This window comes from Pantoea sp. RCC30.1, assembly GCF_058148845.1.
This window is the reverse complement of sequence record NZ_JBXUHX010000005.1, coordinates 60,459-79,362: the sequence shown is the minus strand read 5'-3', so window position 1 is coordinate 79,362 and position 18,904 is coordinate 60,459. Positions and strand designations below refer to the sequence as shown.

Sequence of the window (18,904 nt, the reverse complement as noted above, 5' to 3'; positions counted from 1 at the left end):
AGTTGTTACTTATGTACATGGGTTTGTAAAGTGCAATGGTGACTCAGGTCACATTAATCCCGCTTCAGGCAGGCTAAAACGGCTAAAAAACAACAGGAAGCCGTTATGAGTCACACCCCGTCTTTACAAAAGCCGCCGAAAAGTGCCGCCCGAACCATTTTCAACGTCACCAGTGGTAACTTCCTGGAGATGTATGATTTCATGGTGTTCGGCTACTACGCGACCGCCATTTCAAAAACCTTCTTCCCCGGTGATGACCCGTTTGCCTCCCTGATGCTGACCCTGATGACCTTTGGTGCCGGTTTCCTGATGCGCCCGCTGGGGGCGATCATTCTGGGTGCCTACATCGACCATCATGGTCGTCGCAAAGGACTGTTGCTGACGCTGGGCCTGATGGCGATTGGTACCCTGACCATTGCGGTGGTGCCAGGTTATGCCACGCTGGGCGTGGCAGCGCCGATTCTGATCCTGCTGGGACGACTGCTGCAGGGCTTCTCGGCGGGCGTTGAGCTGGGTGGCGTGTCGGTCTATCTGGCCGAAGTTGCTCCTGAAGGACGCAAAGGCTTCTTCGTGAGCTGGCAGTCGGGCAGTCAGCAGATTGCGGTGATTTTTGCTGCTCTGCTGGGTCTGATGCTGAATCATCTGCTGGCGAAAGAAGCGGTGACGGAGTGGGGCTGGCGTATCCCGTTTGTGGTCGGCTGCCTGATTGTGCCGTTCCTGTTCTATATCCGCCGGATGCTGGAAGAGACCGAAGCGTTCAGCAAACGTAAACATCATCCGAGCATGACGGAAATCATGCGCTCAGTCGCCAGCAACTGGGCGCTGGTGCTGGCGGGGATGCTGATGGTGGTCACCACCACGGTGATGTTCTACATGATCACCGCCTTTACCCCCACCTTTGGTAAAACCGTGTTGATGATGAGCGACAAGCAGGCGTTCCTGGTGACGCTCTGTGTCGGTGTTTCCAACCTCTTCTGGCTGCCGCTGATGGGCACGCTGTCGGACCGTGTCGGACGCCGTCCGTTGCTGATTGGCTTTACTCTGCTGATGATTGTCACCACGTGGCCGGTGCTGCACTGGATGGTAGGCTCGGCCAGCTTCGCCCACCTGCTGGAAGCGGAGCTGTGGCTGTCGTTCCTCTATGCCAGTTACAACGGTGCGATGGTGGTTTATCTGGCAGAGATTATGCCTGCTGAGGTTCGCGCTGCCGGTTTCTCAATGGCCTACAGCCTGGCGACGGCGCTGTTTGGCGGCTTCACACCGGCTATCTCCAGCTACCTGATCCACGCCACCGGTGATAAAGCGATGCCGGGCGTCTGGCTGACCTTTGCCGCGGTCTGCGGATTGATTGGTACTCTCCTGATTGGCCGGATGGTGAAGCAGTACCAGAGGCGTCACAACGGCACGACGACGGTCAGCGCCTCCCTCTAAAACGACAAATCGACCACCACGCTGTCGCTGTAGTTTCCCGCAGGCGGCGTGTTTTGCGTGGTCAGGATGCGCGCGGTGTAGTTAAAACCGCGCGTCAGTCCATCCGTGGATACCGCCGTGGAGGTGGTGCTGCTCCAGCGTTCAGTGCCTGCCGATCCCCAGCGATTGCTGGTGGTGCTTTTATAGATCTCATAGCTCAACCGATTCGCGCCACTCGCCATATTCCTGACGCTGCCCACTGGATAACTGCCGTTGCTCAGCCCGACGGTATAGGTACTGCCTTTGCTGCACAGTACATTAATAGTCTGTGACACGGCGGAGAAGCTGCCGACCAGCGGCGCGCTGCCAAAACTGATATTAGGCGCGGTAATCGTCGTGCAATCGTTAGTGAGTATGGCGGTGATGGTAATCGGGATCACGCCACTGCCGTTCTGCTCGCTTAAACAGATATTGCCAATCGCAATGCTGGTGCAGATGCGATAAGTCACGGCCATATTCAGCGTGACGGTATAGGTACCCGCGGCCACCACCTGGCCGGGAACGGTGCGCAGATAAACCGGGATAGCGAAGTTAAGGCTGCCCAGCAAGCCCGCCAGGTTGATCAGGGTCTGCGAACCATAGACGAACGGCGTGCCGCCAATCGTCAGTTCAGTGGCGCAGGCACTGTCGGTGCAGAGCCGCACCGGCACATTATCGCTGCCGGTATCACCGCTGCGTTTCAGCGTACCGCGCGTGCCGTTGCTATTGGTCGCGCCCGTCAGTTGAAAGGTGATCTGGTTATTGCCCAGCAGCGACAGCCCGGCACCCGCGCCACAGTTGACGTTGGCATTCGTGGTGGTGGAACTGACGGTGGTATTTGCCACAAAGGTCGTGACTGAACCGAAACTGGCGGTCGATGCGGGCAGGGCGCAGGCGGCGTAGCCCAGCGACGGCAGTAACAGCAGCAGGCCAGCCAGTAACAGCGATTTCATCATGGTTGGGTTCCGAACGTAAAAGATTCAGCTGGAGAGGGGGCGCTGCCTGCGGCCGGTGCGGGCAGCGCACAGGTCAGCGGGCCGTAAGTTTTCAGCGCCTGCGGCTGACCGCTGGCGATGCGCAGTTCGGTTTCGCATTGGCGGCCATCGGGCGTCACCACCTCCATCGGATTACTGGCGGTGAGATCCTCCATCCATACGATGCCATCCCAGCCGACATACCCGGTGGGATGATCAGGGCGCTGCACCAGGCTTGAGATCGGCAGCGGCTGGCCCTGCGCATCGACCAGGATCACGCTGGCTGAGCGTAGTTTCTCCACCGGGAAGTTGAGCAGGTAGCCGCTCTGACGTTTCACCGCGAAGCGCTGCTCAACATGAGGTGTGGTCATATCTGCGGGCAGGTCGAGGGTATCGATATCATATTTGGCCGGATAGTAACTACTGATGGCGGGCACCAGCAGATAGCCCTGCGGGTTGGTACGTCCCATCGACTGATTTTCATAGCGGACGTTCACATCGGGGTAGCCGGTTTTTACCAGTACAAAGGCGTCGTTGATGGCGTTGGCGGCAAAAACGCTGTTGTCCATTAACACCAATGCGCCTGAGAGATCGGCCCACTGAGTCAGGTTGTCATCATCGCCATAGAAGCCCCCCGAGGTGTCAATCTGGTTGTTGCGATAGCGCAGACTGCCCTGACGGTAATCGCCGCTGTTACCGCTCTGATTCGCCCAGGAGGCATCCCATGCGAACCCGCCGTCGCTGGGCATGGCGCTGGAGGCGTAGAGACGCTGGCTGTCGCGGCCACGCTGATCACGCTCGGTGCTGATGGCCGCGCTGCCCTGTTCGCCAAACGGGATCACCAGCGAGATCGCCCCGGTCCAGCTTTTCTCCTGCTGATCGCGGCTGGCCGAGACATACAGGCTGCTGTTACCCCACAGGTTTTTACTCCAAGAGAGGTTCCACAAGCGGGTGCGATCGCCCTGGCCGTCGGTGATATCGATAAAGGCGGCACCGACGCTGCCAAAGCGGTTCAGTGAGACGCTGGCGCTGTACTGAGCACTGCGGCGCGACAGCGCGTAACGGCTATCCGCCTGGCTACCGGCGCGGCTGCCGACCAGGGCCAGATTGCCGAAGTCGCTGCTGCGCTGGGTTTGCTGTGTGCCGATGTTGAACCAGCGATTGTTGTACTGATAGCCCCAGCTATATTGCCTGCCACTTTCGCCATCGAGCTGACTTTGCGCCACCGCGCCGTTAACCACGCCCCAGCTGCCGACGCGCAACTGGCCTCCCAGCCCGCCCATCGCCAGGCTCTCGCTGCCTTCGGCGTGGCTCTCCAGCGTCAGCCAGTCGGTCATGCCGTAGCGATATGAGCCGCTGGCGGCGGCCGCACCATAATCGAAGTTTTTAATGCCATAGTTCTCGCGGATAGCACCAGCGGAGAAGGCATAGTCCGATAACCCCGATTTCAGCACGTTACTGGAGACGTAAAAAGGCATGGTGGTGGTGACGCGTCGGCCCACCGCATCGGTAGTGGTGATCACCGCGTCACCCGCGCCGTTAACGAACGGCACATTGGTCATCGACCAGGGGCCAGGCTGCACGTTTGCCTGGCTGGAGCGATAGCCATTGATAAAGAGATCAACGGTGGAAGGCACGGCGGCCTGACCGGAAAAAGCGGGCAGCGGATAGGTCACCAGATCGGGACGGACGCTGAAATCGCGGCCGATACGGATACCGCCGAGCCGTACGCTACTGCTCCAGGCCAGCGAGTCAGTGACCAGATCGCCGACCCGCCAGCTCACCGCCGCATTCTCATCTTCGTTGCTCCACCAGCTGTCGTAGCGGATATAGCCGTTGTCCTGATACGTCGTACTGCCTTCCAGCTGCTGCTGCCAGACGCCGTTAGTGGAGACGTGTCCGGCATCACCAAACAGCCGCAGTTCGTTCCAGGCGGAAAGCCGGGTGCCGGTGGTATCGGTACGGCTGGCGTAGAGGTCGTAGTTGATCAGCGCGCCGTTGCTGGTTCGACCCGGATAGCGCGGTCCGTTCTTCACCTCGCCAATCACCTGACCGGGCAGCCACTCAGGCGGCACGGTGAGCAGCAGACGCTGACGGGAGGCATCATATTCCACACTGACGGGTTGCAGGCTGCTGACATCGATCTGCTCCTGCTGGCCCAGCTTATCCTGTGGCAGACCGGCTCGCTGCAGATCGCCACTGCGAATCCAGAAATGACCGTCGCGCTGCTCTACCGGCACTATGTTGCCGTTCTCCTGCTGGTTAATCACCAGCTCCAGCATATATTGCTGACCGTTGCTGCTGGTCTGCAGGCTGGGCGGCGGGGGCAGGGATGAGTAAGTCTCCGCCAGCACAGGATCCGGCGTTAAGGCATAAATGACGCTGGCTACCGCCAGCGCGCAGGGATGCAGGGAGAAAGGTCTCATTCAGCACTTATTTTTGTGCAGCGCTGCGCCACTGGCTCTTGTTAACCTCTGCAGTGAGTTCGCCGCTGACCGGCGCCGTGAGTGGCCAGCGATAAGTGCTGTCCGCCAGCACATAGCCGTATAAACCGTCGCCCAGTTTGCGACCGCCAATCGCCACATTGCTCAAACGGGCGTGACCGCTGCCGCTGTTGGTTAACTGGAGCCAGCGCTTGCCGCCTTCGCTGACCTGTTGCCAGCGCAGAGCCGGGCGAGCGCTGTCTGTGTTCAGCCCGGTACCATACACAAACAGCGGCACTGAGTAGCGCATCTGGAAGGTCAGTCCGGCCTGATTTTCGCCAGGATTGCGCGGCGTCGGGATCTCATCCAGCACCACCCGATAGGCCAGCTCTTTACCGGCCGCGGGCGGTGTCTGTTTAATCAGCCTGACCAGCTGTTTCTGGCCTGGCTCCATCCGCACCATCGGCGGGCTGGCGACCACCTGCTGCTGAGTCTGATACTGCTCCTGGCCGTTGTTCTGCTGCCAGCTGAAGACGCGGATCTGCATCATGGTGGTGCTGTTACCGCGATTCTCCAGCCAGAGTTCGCTAGCTTTCTCTTCAGGATTAATGGCGGGGTCGATGGGCCAGATCATCACCGAATTCGCGGCGAAGGCCGGGGAGAGCAGGGTGGAACTTAGCAGCAGCAACAGGGCGCGCAGTGGCTTCATGATCATATCCTTGTTTTCTATCACCTCACCAGCTCAGGGTGACGGTCAGCGTGTCGGTATAAACGCCGGCGCGCGCAGTGCCGGGCAGTTGTAGCTGGCCATAGATCGGCAGCGTAATGTTATTGGCATTGCTATAGCTCAGCGGCACTGCCTGATTCACCGGGATTACCGTGGTGCGGCTGGCATTACTAAAGAGCGTATAGGGAACGGTGTTGCTAAAATTGGGCAGCTTCAGGTTGCGGGTGGTGGTGAAGTTGGCGCCCTGATTAATGCTCATGCTCAGCGTGGTGCCCGGCGTGCAGGCAAGATTAATGGAGGTGCTCTGCACAAAGCTGGCGTTGGCGGTCGTCGCCGCCACGCCAGACTGTGTGCCGAAGTTAAGCGTGCCGAAAACGCCGGTATTGGTACCGGTTATTACGCAGCCTGCCACAATCGACGCGGTAACCTGGAAGGTGCTGGTGGGCAGACTCCAGGCGCTGACACTCCCTATCAGAAGGGGCAGACCGCGTGCGATCATCAGGCAGGATCGCCAGAGAACCACCCGTATTTACCTGCGACAGCAGCTAATAGTTCACGGCAACGTTTATCGTATCGGTATAGGTTCCGGCAGGGACCAGGGGATTAAAGCCGCCGCCGACCACCCGGCCATAAATGGCGTAGTTGGTGCCCAGCGTCGGGTCAGTGGTTCCACTGGCCGCGATTGGCGTGTTATTGGCGATCGCCGTGGTGAAGGAGGCGTCACTGTAGAGGGTATAGGCGATGCCCTGCGCATTATTCGATCCGAGAATCAGATAACGCGGCGATGTCGAGGCAGTGCCATAGATGTTGGCTGGAGCAGCATTACTGCTGGTCACCACCACGTTGTAGTCCTGACCGGTGGTGCAGCGCACAAAAATACCGTTGCCCGCCGCACCGACCAGCGTGGCGTTCAGGGTATCAAAGGTGGCAGCGCTGCTACCAAAGTTCAGGGTACCAAAGTTCACACCCGCCGTGGCTGACTGGCCGTTCACCAGGCAACCGGTGGTCAGCGTTAATGTGGCATTGACAGTTCCCGAGGTCGTCGCCGCCTGGGTTAATAACGGAATGGCGACAGTTAATCCTGCAGCGGCAAACAGAAAAAGCTTGAGTTTCATAATATTTCCTTACGGATTATCGAGAGTCAGTGCTTTTTCACCCGGTGTTTATTAACGATTTAACCCAAAGGAATGAAATAAAAGTAACAAGGCGGGCAGTGCCGCTATCTTAAGATTAACCTCAGACTTAAGAATGCTGATTTATATCAGTTTTACTTACTATAGATCAGTTAAAGCGTTACGCGAAGCCTTGTAATTTATTTTTGACTAATCAAAACGTCACGGCGGCCGATAACCCAGTAATAGCAAGGGATGAAGGCGAGTCGGAAAAGCAAAGTCCTTTGTTTTTTTGGCCGCTGTCATGTTTTCTGCTTCGGTGAAATTTTCTTTTACCAATCAGACATTATAACAATTTACCCGCTGCCTTAGGGGCCAGGTAATAAGAATGCAGGTCATCAATGTCCTGCGTCTGTGGGCGCGTTTTGCCAGCTTTTCCGTCACACAAACATCGAAATTTAATAACGCTCACCTACCGGGTGTTTTTTAGATCACTTATCAGACTGTACACAGCATCCGTTAATCAGCGGGTGGTGAGGAGTTACACATGTTGCCTGTCACCTGGGATAGCGTGCTGATCGGCGTTTCGCTGATCGTGGCGTTTATTGCTTCTTTTACAGCCCTGGATACCGCTGGTCGGGTGGTGGTATCCCGTGGCTGGAGCGCCCGGTTCTGGCTGCTGGTGGGCGGCACCGCAATGGGGATTGGCGTCTGGGCAATGCACTTTATCGGGATGCTGGCGATGATGATGCCGATGATAATGCGCTATGACACACGGCTGACGATCCTCTCGCTGCTGGTGGCTATCCTGGCGTCCGTGCTCGCCTTTGGTCAGACGGTGGGCGGCCTGCATCTCACCCGTCAGCGGCTGCTGCGCGGCACGCTGATCCTCAGCGCGGGGATGGTCGTGATGCACTATCTCGGCATGTATGCGCTGCTGATTGACCCCCGACCTGAGTGGAATGGGCTGCGGGTGGCGCTCTCGGTACTGATTGCCTTTGCGGCCTCTGGCCTGGCGCTGTGGCTGGCGTTTCATCTGCGTCAGGGCGATCATCATCTGCTGCTGATGCGGGGACTGGCATCCCTGGTGATGGGGATCGCCATCGCCGGTATGCACTATGTTGGCATGTCGGCAGCCCGGTTCAGTGAAATCAGCACGATGCAGTCGCACGGTGCGAGTAATCCGGGACTGGCGGTGTGGGTGACGCTCATTACGCTGATTATTCTGGGTATTACGCTGCTGAGCTCAATGCTGGATGCGCAGCTGCGTGCCGCGCGGCTGGCGACCCGGCTCCGGCGCGCTAACCAGGAGCTGCGTCAGCTGGCAATGCATGACAACCTGACCGCGCTGCCCAATCGGGTGATGCTGGAGCAGCAGCTCGACCTGACCATTAAACAGGCTATGCTCAATGAAAGGCGCTTTGCCGTGATCTATATGGATCTCGATGGCTTCAAAGCGGTCAATGACACCTGGGGACACCACGTCGGTGATCGATTGCTGGTAGCTGTGGCGGAACGGCTGCGCAGTCAGCTCAGTAACACGATGCTACTGGTGCGGCTGGGAGGCGATGAATTTGTCCTGATGGCGGAGGCGTGTGACATCAGCCCGTCCCGTCAGCTGGCGCAAAAACTGGTTAAAGTGATCAGTACGCCGTTTGAACTGGATCGCTACCTGCTGCACGTTTCACTCAGCGTGGGCATTGCGATATTTCCGCTGCACGGCCGCAACCGGCAGGAGCTGCTGCTGAATGCCGACGCGGCGATGTACCATACCAAACACAGCGGACGAAACGGCTGGTGCCTGTTTGAACCGGCCATGAGCGTCGCGACACAGTATCAGCTGGAGCTGGCAAACGATCTGTGGGAGGCGATTGATCGTCAGCAGATGCGGCTGTTCTACCAGCCCAAATTCCGTTCCGGTGGCACCCGGCTCATGGGTTTCGAAGCGCTGCTGCGCTGGCAGCATCCGCAGCGCGGCTTGCTGACGCCGGAGCTGTTTCTGCCGCGCGCCGAAAAAACTGGCCAGATTGTCGCGCTCGGCAACTGGGTCATCGATGAGGCGTGCCGACAGCTGAGGATCTGGCACAGCCAGGGTCACAACGACTGGACGGTCTCGGTGAACCTTTCGGCGTTGCAGTTTCACCAGCGTGATTTGCTGAATACCCTGACCCAGACGCTGGCGCGTTACCAGTTGCCAGGCAGCGCACTGATGCTGGAGATCACCGAAGCGATCGCCATGCGCGATCCCGTTTTCAGCCAGCAGCGTATTCGTGAATTACAGCAGGCGGGTGTCAGCGTCGCCATTGATAACTTCGGCATCGGCTATGCTAACCTGCTGCATCTCAAGGATCTGGATGCCAGTGAACTCAAAATCGATCGCAGCTTTATCAACTGTCTGCGACCTGGCAGTGAAGATGCGACGGTGGTCAGCGCCATGCTGACGCTGGCGCAGAGTCTCAATCTGCGCATGGTAGCGGAAGGGGTTGAGACGGAAGAGCAGCAGCATTTGCTCACCAGCTTAGGCTTTGATGCGCTGCAGGGTTATCTGCTGGGCAAGCCAACGCCAGCGGACCGGGTTGATGCGTTTAGTTTTCCCCAGCTGCGACCGCCGGTAGCGTCACTGTCGGGCTGACGCTGACGATAGATTTCATCACTCAGAATGAGTGAAAAGAATGCAGGGTTCGTGGTTCATTAACCGCCGGGCCGTGCCGATAACTAAGAGAATAATTTTAAATACCTCTGCTCAACCACAAGCTCTGCTTCCGCGGGAATGCACTATGTTAGCGACCTCATACGACTCTTTTATCGTCATCGTCTCCGTTCTTGTGGCGATGCTGGCTTCGTTCACCGCCTTAGATATGGCGGGACGGGTGGTGCATTCCACCGGCAAAGTTGCGCTGGTCTGGTTGTTCGGCGGTGGTTTTTCCATGGGCATCGGCATCTGGGCGATGCACTTTATCGGCATGCTGTCGATGAACATGGAGATGGTCATGAGCTACAACGCCGGGCTCACCGCCTTCTCTGCGGCCATCGCTGTCTGTGCGTCGATATTTGCGCTGTGGCTGGTCTGCAGCAGTCATGATCTGCCCTTACCGCGCCTGGCGGGTGGTGCGGTTATTCTCGGCAGCGGCGTAGTCGCGATGCACTACACCGGCATGGCGGCGCTGATGTTCTCCCCCGGTATCGTCTGGAAATGGGGCTGGGTGGCGCTGTCGGTGGCGATCGCCCTGGCCGCCTCTGGTACCGCGCTGTGGCTGGCGTTTAACCTGCGGGAAGGACAGACCAGCAGGGTCACCCTGCTGCGCATTGGCGCTTCGGTGGTGATGGGCTGTGCGATTGCGGGCATGCACTACACCGGCATGGTGGCGGCAGAGTTTCCTGCTCACAGTCATTCGGTGGGTCAGGGCGTTAACAGCAACTGGCTGGCGATTCTGGTCACGGTGGTCACCATCTCGATTCTGGGCATAACGCTGCTGGTGTCGATGCTGGATGCGCGGATGCAGGCGCGTACCTCCATTCTTGCCAGTTCCCTGGCTGAAGCCAATCGCGAGCTGGCTCAGCTGGCGCTGCACGACAACCTGACGCGGCTGCCTAACCGCATCCTGCTGGAGGATCGGCTGGAGCAGGCGATCAACAAAGCGAACCGTGAGCAGAAGCAGTTTGCCCTGATGTTTATGGATCTTGATGGGTTTAAAGCGGTTAACGACGCGTTCGGGCACCACATTGGCGACAGTCTGCTGATCGGCGTGACCGAGCGCATGAGCCAGCAGATGACCGGCTACTTCACGCTGGCGCGGCTCGGTGGTGATGAGTTTGTGCTGCTGGTGGAGATCGACGATCCCAATGATGCGGCGGCCATTGCCGATAAGCTGGTCAAAGCGGTGGATCGTCCGTTTGATATCTCACGCTATGAGCTGATGGTCTCGCTGAGTCTCGGCATTGCGGTCTATCCCGGTGATGGCGTGGATGAGCGTGAACTGATGTTCAACGCCGATGCGGCGATGTACCACACCAAAAATAATGGCCGTAACGGCTACACCTTCTTTCAGCCTTCAATGAACATTCAGGCCCAGAGCCAGCTTCAACTGAATAACGATCTCTGGCAGGCGCTGGATCATGATGAACTGCGCCTGTTCTATCAGCCAAAATATTGCGCGCCGAGCGGTCCGATTCTCGGTTTTGAGGCTCTGCTGCGCTGGCAGCATCCGCAGCGCGGCCTGCTGTCGCCCGATAAATTTCTGCCAATGGCAGAAAAGACCGGAATGATTGTCAATATCGGCAACTGGGTAATCCATGAAGCCTGTCGCCAGCTGCGCCAGTGGCATCTGCAGGGCCATCCGCACTGGTCGGTGGCGGTGAACCTGTCGGCGTTGCAGTTTGAGCAATCGAATCTGGTGGAGACGGTGGTTGATGCGCTGGCAAAACATCAGATTCCGGCCGAACTGCTGACGCTGGAGGTGACGGAAACTATTGCGATGCGCGATCCCGATGAGAGCGTGCGTATCCTGACTGAACTGACCCAGCTCGGGGTGAAAGCTTCAATTGATGACTTTGGTACTGGCTACTCCAGCCTGCTCTATCTGAAACGGCTTCCGGCCAGTGAACTCAAGATCGACCGGGCCTTTGTTAATGAGCTGCAGCAGCATCACACAGAAGATGCCACCATCGTGTCAGCGATAGTGGCGCTGGCCCAGTCGCTGCAATTGAAAGTGGTGGCCGAGGGCGTTGAAACTACTGAGCAACAGGCTTTCCTGACCAGCCTGGGCTGTAATACGCTACAGGGCTACCTACTGGGCAAGCCTGTTCCCCCGGAGCGGGTGCCAGAGCTGGATGATTTTGTGGTGGCGGGAATTAAAGAGGCGGTTGCGGATGTGAGCCTGATTGCCAAAGCCGAGCAGCCGCTGACGCCGCAGGTCGCTGTGATCTGACCTGCCTGAAGCAGGGAAGAACCAGCGCAATCGGATAAAGCGATTCGCGCCGCCTGTCATTGGTCGCTGTGCGTGGTAAAGTCTCGCGGTCAGACTATTCACGGTAAAACAGGGAGAGGCGACCCGTGGCGAAATACCAGCGATTGATGGATGAGATTCAGCAGCAGATAGAGGCCGGCATCTGGCTTCCGGGCACCCGTTTACCGTCTCTGCGTCAGCAGGTGGCGCAGCAGGGGGTCAGCCTGATGACGGTGCTGCATGCCTATGAATTGCTGGAGAGTCAGGGCTGGATCGTCTCCCGTCCACAGTCAGGTTACTACGTGGCACCGCGTGCCTTAGCCCCCGCACCGCTGAGTGTGGCGATCAGCGAACAGGTTGATATCAACGACTTTGTGTTTGATGTGCTGCAGGCCACGCGCGATCCCGCTATCGTGCCGTTTGGCTCCGCATTCCCCGATCCCGCACTCTTTCCGCAGCGCCAGCTGATGCGCTCGCTGGCGAACGTCTCCCATCATCTGACCCCAACCGATGCGCTGCACAATCTGCCACCCGGCAACGCCACGTTGAGACAGCTGCTGGCGCAGCGCTATGCGCGTCAGGGCATCACCCTGTCGCCGGATGAAATTGTCATCACCAGTGGGGCGCTGGAGGCGCTGAACCTCAGTCTGCAATCCCTGACCGAGCCTGGCGACTATGTGGTGATTGAACATCCGGGTTTTTATGGCGCGCTGCAGGCGATAGAGCGGCTCAAACTCAAGGCGCTGGCGATTCCGGTCGATGCAAAGCAGGGTATCGATCTCGTCCAGCTGGAGGAGGCGCTACAGCGCTGGCCGGTGAAAGCCTGCTGGCTGATGACGACGCTGCAGAATCCGCTGAGCGTGACGTTAACTCCGGAACGCAAAGAGCATCTGGTGGCGCTGCTGGCGCGTTATCAGGTGCCGATGATTGAAGATGATGTCTATGCCGAACTCTGGGCAGGTGAAATTGCGCCGCTGCCGGCAAAAGCCTGGGATCGTCAGGGAAACGTGCTGCACTGTGGCTCATTTTCAAAGTCGCTGGTGGCGGGATTTCGCGTTGGCTGGGTCGCGGCAGGGCAACATGCGCAGCGTATTCAGCGGCTACAGCTGATGAGCACGCTCTCGACCAGCGCACCGATGCAGCTGGCACTGGCCGATTTTCTCGCCACACGGCGTTACGACACCCATCTGAAGCGGCTGCGACAGATCCTGGCGAAGCGACAGCAGATGGTGCGCCAGGCGTTGCTGAAGGTGCTGCCGCCACAGGCCACGGTCAGTGAAGCGCGCGGCGGCTATTTTCTCTGGGTGACGTTGCCGGAGAGCATCAATACTACCCGGCTCTATCAGCAGGCGCTGGCTCAGGGGATCAGTATTGCACCAGGGCAGTTATTTTCGGCAGGGGAGCAGTTCAGTCACTGTTTTCGGCTGAATACCGCCTGGCCGTGGGATAGTCGGGCCGAGGCGGCAATAGCAACGCTGGGTCAGTTGATGGCGGAGCCGCAGGCAGATTAAACCCGCGCCGCTTCCTGATGGCCCCAGGTCAGGTAGTAGACATCATAGAAATCCACTTCCCCTTTTTGCGACAGCAGACGCTGGATACCGGTTTTCACTCGTTCCGGCGTCTCGGGCAGCGACAGAATGCGGGAGATAGCCTGTTCGCGCACCGGCTGAACGTAATACCACTCGCCGTTGTAGCAGACGCGCAGATCGAGCGCATCGATATCTTCGAAGCGATATTTCGGGTTGATATCCAGCAGCATCAACACGCTCATCACCAGCACAAATACGGTGGCGAACCAGAAGGCGGGCCAGCCGAGCATCTCGGTGGTGAAAATCAGCGCCACGCACAGCCCATAGCAGAGGTACATGACTGCCCAGAGGCCAGGATGGTTTTTCAGAAACGAGAGGCTAAAGCGCGGCAAATTGTCGCGACGTTCTTCGCGGTTCAGCGTCGCAATCTCATCAATCAGGATTTGTTTAATAGCGTCCATTGGTTACCTCACTGTCATCTGTTAGCTATTACAACAGATAACAGTCAAGCATATCAGAAACAGATTTGTTCGATTTTTCTATAACAGTTGAGAAAATGCGTGCCAGATAAACGGACTGAAGCGGCTGCGGTCGTGGCCCTGTGACAATTTGCAACACTTTGCCGTAGTAAGAACCACTTTCCGCCACCGCGCAGATACATCGTTGCACTATTGTTAACGACACATTTGGCTTTAGTCAGCAATATCAGTCAACTATCTCAATTGTGCCGTCTGGCGCACATTGCATTGTGCCGGAGGTTTGCCACACTTAGAAAAAACGGAGAACCTGTATGCGTGCCTCATCCTCCAGTCTGATGTTACTGATGTCCTTTGCTGCGGGAACCTTCTCGGCCGGGGCCTCTGATAATCCTCAGCATCTTATGCTCGGCATCCCCTCGGGCGGCGTGCCTAATAACCCGTTACCTCTGATTATCTGGCCGCGCGTGGTGCCGGAAGAAGAGGAGATCGGGACGTGGTTTGAAAAAACTTTCGAAGAAAACGGCTGGCCGCCCGCCTGGCGCTATCCGATTTTCCCCTATACCCATTATCATCCCAATACCCATGAACTGCTGGGCGTGGTGGAAGGCTGGGCAGAAGTGCTGTTTGGCGGCGACAGTGGCCGGATGGTCACCCTGCGCGCAGGCGATGCGGTGCTGATTCCGGCAGGTGTCGGGCATCGTCAGGTCAGCGCCAGCGAAGATTTTATGGTGGTGGGTGCCTATCCGCGTGGCATGTCGCCAGAAACGATGCGCGATGAGCCGGCGAAGCTGAAGATGGCCCAGGAGCAGGTGAAAAAAGTGCCCTTACCGACGCAGGATCCCTTTACCGGCAAAGAGGGCGCATTAACCGAGATCTGGCAGCCGATTGCCGCGCTGCATTTACAGCAGCAGATGGACCTGTAAATACCCGCGCCCGTCGTGAAATCATTAAGCGCGAGCACGCCTCGCGCTTCTGCCGTTCTGCCCTGAAATCTCTGTTAAATGTTAATCCCGTTCGCTTAATCCTGTTGTCATACCATTGAATATTTGGCCGCCGCTGCCGATATATCACCTGCTAAGATTAGTTATTCTTCTTAATACGCTTGTGTTTGCAGACCTTTTCCGCTTTAGTCGCGGCCAGTTTATTAAGAACATTCCTAAGCCATTACCCGGCTACCGAGCAGCAGGCAAATAACAATGGATAATAACTCTGATGTCATCTATCGCATGCTGGTACAAAGCGTGATCGATTATGCGATCACCATGCTTAAACCGGACGGAACTGTCGCCAGCTGGAACGGCGGGGGCCTGCACGTCCTGGGTTACAGGCCAGACGAAATTATTGGTCAGCATGCCGCCCTGTTTTACAACGAAGAGGATCGCCGTCGCGGTCAGCTGCAGTGCGAACTCGATACTGCAGCGACCGCCGGACGGTTTGAAACCGAAGGCTGGCGCTGTCGTAAAGATGGCAGTACGTTCTGGGCTCACGTGGTGATCTATCCGATCCGTAATGAGGCGGCCCAGCTGGTCGGATTCGTTGCTATCTGCCGTGACTGTACCCTGCAACAGGAACAGCAGCACAAAGATCGGGAACAGGAATCGCGCTTCCGTCTGCTGGTGGAAGGCGTCACCGATTACGCTATCTACATGCTCGATCACGACGGCAACGTGGTGAACTGGAACGCTGGCGCGCAGCGCGCCAAAGGTTATGTGGCGGAAGAGATCGTCGGTCAGCATTTTTCCCGCTTCTACAGCGCGCAGGATCGGCTGAATCATGTTCCGGAGCAGAACCTGCAAACCGCGTATCGCACCGGCCGTTTTGAGGATGAGGGCTGGCGTTATCGCAAGGATGGCAGTGCCTTCTGGGCGCATGTGGTGATCGACACGATCCGCGACGATCAGGGCAAGCTGCTGGGCTATGCCAAAATCACCCGCGACTGCACCGAGCAGCAGCGAATCCGCAGTGAGCAAAGGGAGCAGGAACAGCGTTTCCGTCTGCTGGTAGAGGGCGTCACCGATTACGCCATCTATATGCTCGACGTCGATGGCGTGGTGGTGAACTGGAACGCCGGCGCACAGCGTGCAAAAGGTTACAAAGCAGACGAAGTGGTCGGTCAGCACTTCTCGCTGTTTTACAGTTCTCAGGAGCGACTGAACCGGACGCCGGAAGCCAACCTCGGTATCGCGCTGAAAACCGGCCGCTTTGAAAATGAGGGCTGGCGTTACCGCAAAGATGGCAGCGCTTTCTGGGCGCATGTGGTGATCGACGCCATCCATGATGATGACGGTAAGCTGGTCGGCTTCGCCAAAATCACCCGCGACCGCACGGAACGCCGTGAACAGGAGCAGCAGATCCTGCGCGCACGTGATCTGGCCGAAGCCCAGAGCACCCAGAAAACGGCGCTGTCCAGATTCCTCGATAACATCATCGCCAACATTCCCTCCTGCGTGATTGTGGAAGATGCTATCACCCGTGAAATCCTGCTCGTTAACGACCGCACTCAGCAGCTGTTCGGCCTGTCCAAATCACTGATCGTCAACAAGCGCCCGCACGAATGCATGTCGCCTGAACTCAGCGACTACTTTAATAATCTGGCCGATGTTGCGCTGCGCAGTGAAGGCATGCATGAGCGCGAGCAGTTGCTGATGACTGCCAGCGGCGAACGCATTCTGCATACCCGCGCTACTGCGATTAATGGTCAGGATGCGCGCCGTAACTATCTGATGCTGCTGGTGGAAGATGTCACCGACCAGCGCGCCGCCGATGCCCGTATTCACCATATGGCGCATCACGACAACCTCACCAGCCTGCCCAACCGCTTGCTGTTCCGCCAGCGTCTGAGCGAAGCGTTGCGTAGCGCCGGTCAGACACAGCGCCAGACCGCTGCGCTCTGCCTCGACCTCGATAATTTCAAAAATGTGAACGATGCGCTGGGTCACCAGATTGGCGATGAGCTGCTGCGCAGCGTGGCAAAGCGTCTGCGCAACACGCTGCGTGACCAGGATACGCTGGCGCGCATCGGCGGCGATGAGTTCGCCATCGTGCTGCCTTCGGTAGCGAACAGTGATGAGGCAAGCGCAGTAGCACAGCGCCTGATCGAGGCTATTCGTTCGCCGGTCAACGTGGAAGGCCATAATCTGACGGTCGGATTGAGCGTGGGTATTGCGCTCAGCACCACCATCACCAATACGCCGGAGCAGCTGCTGCGCTGTGCTGACATGGCGCTGTATGAAGCCAAACGCAACGGCCGTAACCGCTATGAGCACTTTACACTGGAGATGGACGATGTGGCGCGCAGCCGCCGTCTGATTGAAAACGATCTGCGCGATGCAATCAGTGGCGGGCATCTGCGGCTCTACTATCAGCCCATCACCAATGGCGATCATCGCACCATCATTGGCTATGAGGCGCTGATGCGCTGGCATCATCCAGTCCGTGGCTTGATCATGCCCAACGACTTCATCCCGATTGCGGAAGAGACCGGTCTTATTCATATGCTGGGAGCGTTTGCACTCTACGAAGCCTGTCGCGAAGCGGCGAGTTGGGAAGGGGAGCAGTCGGTCTCGGTCAATCTCTCACCATTGCAGTTCAAAAATAGCTCGCTGGTGCCGGTGGTCGAAGGCGCGCTGAAGGAGTCGGGTCTCGATCCGGCGCGGCTGGAAGTTGAGATCACTGAATCGGTGCTGCTGGATGATTCGCTGGGGAATATCCGTACCCTGCAAAACCTCAAGGCGCTGGGCGTGCAGATTGCGCTGGATGATTTCGGCACTGGCTATTCGTCGCTGAGCTATCTGCGATCTTTCCCCTTCGACAAAATCAAAATCGACAAATCGTTTATCAACGATATGGGCGACAGCCGCGAGGCACTGGCGATTATCCGTGCCATCACCGGCATGAGCCGCAGTCTGGATATCCAGATTACCGCCGAAGGGGTGGAGAGCGATGAACAGTTCGCTAAACTGCGCGATGAGGGCTGTACGCTGTTCCAGGGCTTCCTGTTCGGTCGGCCTCAGCCATCGGAATTGCGGCTGAAAACGCTGGGTTAACCAGCGCCACGTTAATCATAAAGGCCATGCTGCTGGACCGGCGCATGGCTGAGATTATCGCGGATACGCCGCACCGATTCACGCACCACCAGCCTGCCATTCAGCAGCAGGCTGCCGGTGGGCGTGCCGGGATTCAGTCGCATCTCCTGTAGCATTCTCACTGCCGCAGCGCCCAGCTCATCACGCGGCACCTGCACCGACGTCAGCGGAATATCGTGGATAGCGGCAAGGTTAAAGCCATCCATGCTCATCACCGAGATATCCTGCGGCACCCGCAGACCGGCCTGCTCCAGCGCTGTAACGGCACCTGCGGCAATGTAATCCCCGCTGGCGAGAATCGCGGTGGGGCGCAGCGCATCCGGGCAGTGGCGCAGATATTCCCCAAGCCGCTCCGCCGCCTCATTGCTGCTGAAGCTGTTCAGGGTCAGCAGATGCTGGCGGCTGTCAAAGCGCAGATTCATTGCGTGCCAGGCGTCACGGACGCCCTGCAGGCGTTGCTCCATGGTGTAGCGGCGCAGACAGTGCAGCGACAGGATCTGCCGGTGTCCCTGCTCAAACAGATAGCGAGCTGAAAATTCGCCAATCAGCTGATGATGTGGCGAGACCGATGGCAGGCGCATACGGCGATCGCGGGCGTTAATCAGCACGCAGGGTTTGTTCATCTCCGCCGCCAGTTGATGAATATGCTCATCATCAATGCCGATCAGCAGTGCCGCTTCGGTCTGCTGCATTTTATCGATAAACAGCGTCGCATCACTTTCTACTTCTTCCAGCGGGCAGTAGCGCAGCCGCACCTCATGCGGCTCCACCGCCTGGCTGATCCCCTGAATCACCTTGTAGTAGAAGATGTCACTGCGCACATCGAAGGCACGGGGCGGGGCAAAGACCATCAGGTTATTCAGCAGCAGGCGACCGCTATGCAGGTTATTCAGCACACCCTGCTGCTGCGCCACTGCCAGCACTTTGTCGCGGGTAGCGGGCCGGGTATTCGCTTTACCCGCCAGCACGCGCGAGACCGTGCTTATCGAGACCCCGCTCAGCGCCGCTATTTCACCCACTTTCAGCCTTTGTTTCATTCTGTGATCGCCTTCAAATCTGCTAATGAAAAATTTTTCATAGCCTGCTGAATCGCGTCAGATAAGCGTTTCAGAGCCATTTTCTGCCGGAATCCAGCCTGCCATGAAAAACGTTGCAAAAAAGTGGCTGTACCCACGTTTCG

General features: G+C 57.7%; 13 protein-coding genes. 6 read left to right on the top strand and 7 right to left on the bottom strand.

Annotation, left to right across the window (positions count from 1 at the left end; all coding sequences use genetic code 11):
* The first annotated feature begins 105 nt into the window (after nt 1-105).
* Nucleotides 106-1,431 (top strand): MFS transporter, encoded by a 1,326-nt coding sequence (locus AC2LB6_RS06600; RefSeq protein WP_490092911.1) that lies wholly within the window; start codon nt 106-108, stop codon nt 1,429-1,431.
* Here the strand turns inward: AC2LB6_RS06600 and AC2LB6_RS06595 are convergent.
* Genes AC2LB6_RS06595 through AC2LB6_RS06575 form a run of 5 tightly spaced genes read right to left on the bottom strand, consistent with a single transcriptional unit; the run spans nt 1,428 to nt 6,688 of the window.
* Nucleotides 1,428-2,405, bottom strand: a complete 978-nt coding sequence (locus AC2LB6_RS06595; RefSeq protein ID WP_490092910.1) for a Csu type fimbrial protein — start codon at nt 2,403-2,405, stop codon at nt 1,428-1,430. The two genes, AC2LB6_RS06600 and AC2LB6_RS06595, sit on opposite strands and share 4 nt — an antisense overlap.
* On the bottom strand, nt 2,402-4,849 hold the full coding sequence (locus AC2LB6_RS06590) for a fimbria/pilus outer membrane usher protein (RefSeq protein WP_490092909.1): 2,448 nt from the start codon (nt 4,847-4,849) through the stop codon (nt 2,402-2,404). Before AC2LB6_RS06590 ends, AC2LB6_RS06595 begins: the two co-directional genes overlap by 4 nt.
* A 7-nt stretch (nt 4,850-4,856) precedes the next feature.
* A complete protein-coding gene (locus AC2LB6_RS06585; RefSeq protein ID WP_490092908.1) occupies nt 4,857-5,555 on the bottom strand; it encodes a fimbrial biogenesis chaperone in 699 nt (232 codons plus the stop codon).
* 25 nt (nt 5,556-5,580) lie between these two features.
* Complete coding sequence (locus tag AC2LB6_RS06580) at nt 5,581-6,072, bottom strand: Csu type fimbrial protein (protein ID WP_490092907.1); 492 nt, start codon at nt 6,070-6,072, stop codon at nt 5,581-5,583.
* 46 nt (nt 6,073-6,118) lie between these two features.
* Nucleotides 6,119-6,688, bottom strand: a complete 570-nt coding sequence (locus AC2LB6_RS06575) for a spore coat protein U domain-containing protein (protein WP_490092906.1) — start codon at nt 6,686-6,688, stop codon at nt 6,119-6,121.
* Nucleotides 6,689-7,232: 544 nt separating this feature from the next.
* On the opposite strand from AC2LB6_RS06575, the gene AC2LB6_RS06570 reads away from it, so the two are divergent.
* The 3 genes from AC2LB6_RS06570 (at nt 7,233) to AC2LB6_RS06560 (ending at nt 13,142) form a co-directional block, all read left to right on the top strand.
* Nucleotides 7,233-9,317 (top strand): putative bifunctional diguanylate cyclase/phosphodiesterase, encoded by a 2,085-nt coding sequence (locus tag AC2LB6_RS06570; RefSeq protein WP_490092905.1) that lies wholly within the window; start codon nt 7,233-7,235, stop codon nt 9,315-9,317.
* A 145-nt stretch (nt 9,318-9,462) separates the two neighbouring features.
* Nucleotides 9,463-11,613, top strand: coding sequence for a putative bifunctional diguanylate cyclase/phosphodiesterase (locus tag AC2LB6_RS06565; RefSeq protein ID WP_490092904.1), 2,151 nt, complete (start codon nt 9,463-9,465; stop codon nt 11,611-11,613).
* Between the two features lie 125 nt (nt 11,614-11,738).
* The gene (locus AC2LB6_RS06560) at nt 11,739-13,142 is read left to right on the top strand and encodes an aminotransferase-like domain-containing protein (RefSeq protein ID WP_490092903.1); all 1,404 of its coding nucleotides are present in this window, start codon (nt 11,739-11,741) and stop codon (nt 13,140-13,142) included.
* On the opposite strand, the gene AC2LB6_RS06555 is transcribed toward AC2LB6_RS06560, so the two are convergent.
* The gene (locus tag AC2LB6_RS06555; protein WP_490092902.1) at nt 13,139-13,621 is read right to left on the bottom strand and encodes a YlaC family protein; all 483 of its coding nucleotides are present in this window, start codon (nt 13,619-13,621) and stop codon (nt 13,139-13,141) included. The two genes, AC2LB6_RS06560 and AC2LB6_RS06555, sit on opposite strands and share 4 nt — an antisense overlap.
* 329 nt (nt 13,622-13,950) lie before the next feature.
* Between AC2LB6_RS06555 and AC2LB6_RS06550 the strand changes: the two genes are divergently transcribed.
* Together AC2LB6_RS06550 and AC2LB6_RS06545 are read left to right on the top strand one after the other, a co-directional pair.
* Nucleotides 13,951-14,562, top strand: a complete 612-nt coding sequence (locus AC2LB6_RS06550) for a cupin domain-containing protein (protein WP_490092901.1) — start codon at nt 13,951-13,953, stop codon at nt 14,560-14,562.
* A 273-nt stretch (nt 14,563-14,835) separates the two neighbouring features.
* Nucleotides 14,836-17,685 carry an EAL domain-containing protein gene (locus tag AC2LB6_RS06545; protein WP_490092900.1) on the top strand — a complete coding sequence of 950 codons (2,850 nt, stop codon included), beginning with the start codon at nt 14,836-14,838 and terminating at the stop codon, nt 17,683-17,685.
* Nucleotides 17,686-17,696: 11 nt separating this feature from the next.
* On the opposite strand, the gene AC2LB6_RS06540 is transcribed toward AC2LB6_RS06545, so the two are convergent.
* A complete protein-coding gene (locus AC2LB6_RS06540; RefSeq protein WP_490092899.1) occupies nt 17,697-18,761 on the bottom strand; it encodes a LacI family DNA-binding transcriptional regulator in 1,065 nt (354 codons plus the stop codon).
* Between the last annotated feature and the right edge of the window lie 143 nt (nt 18,762-18,904).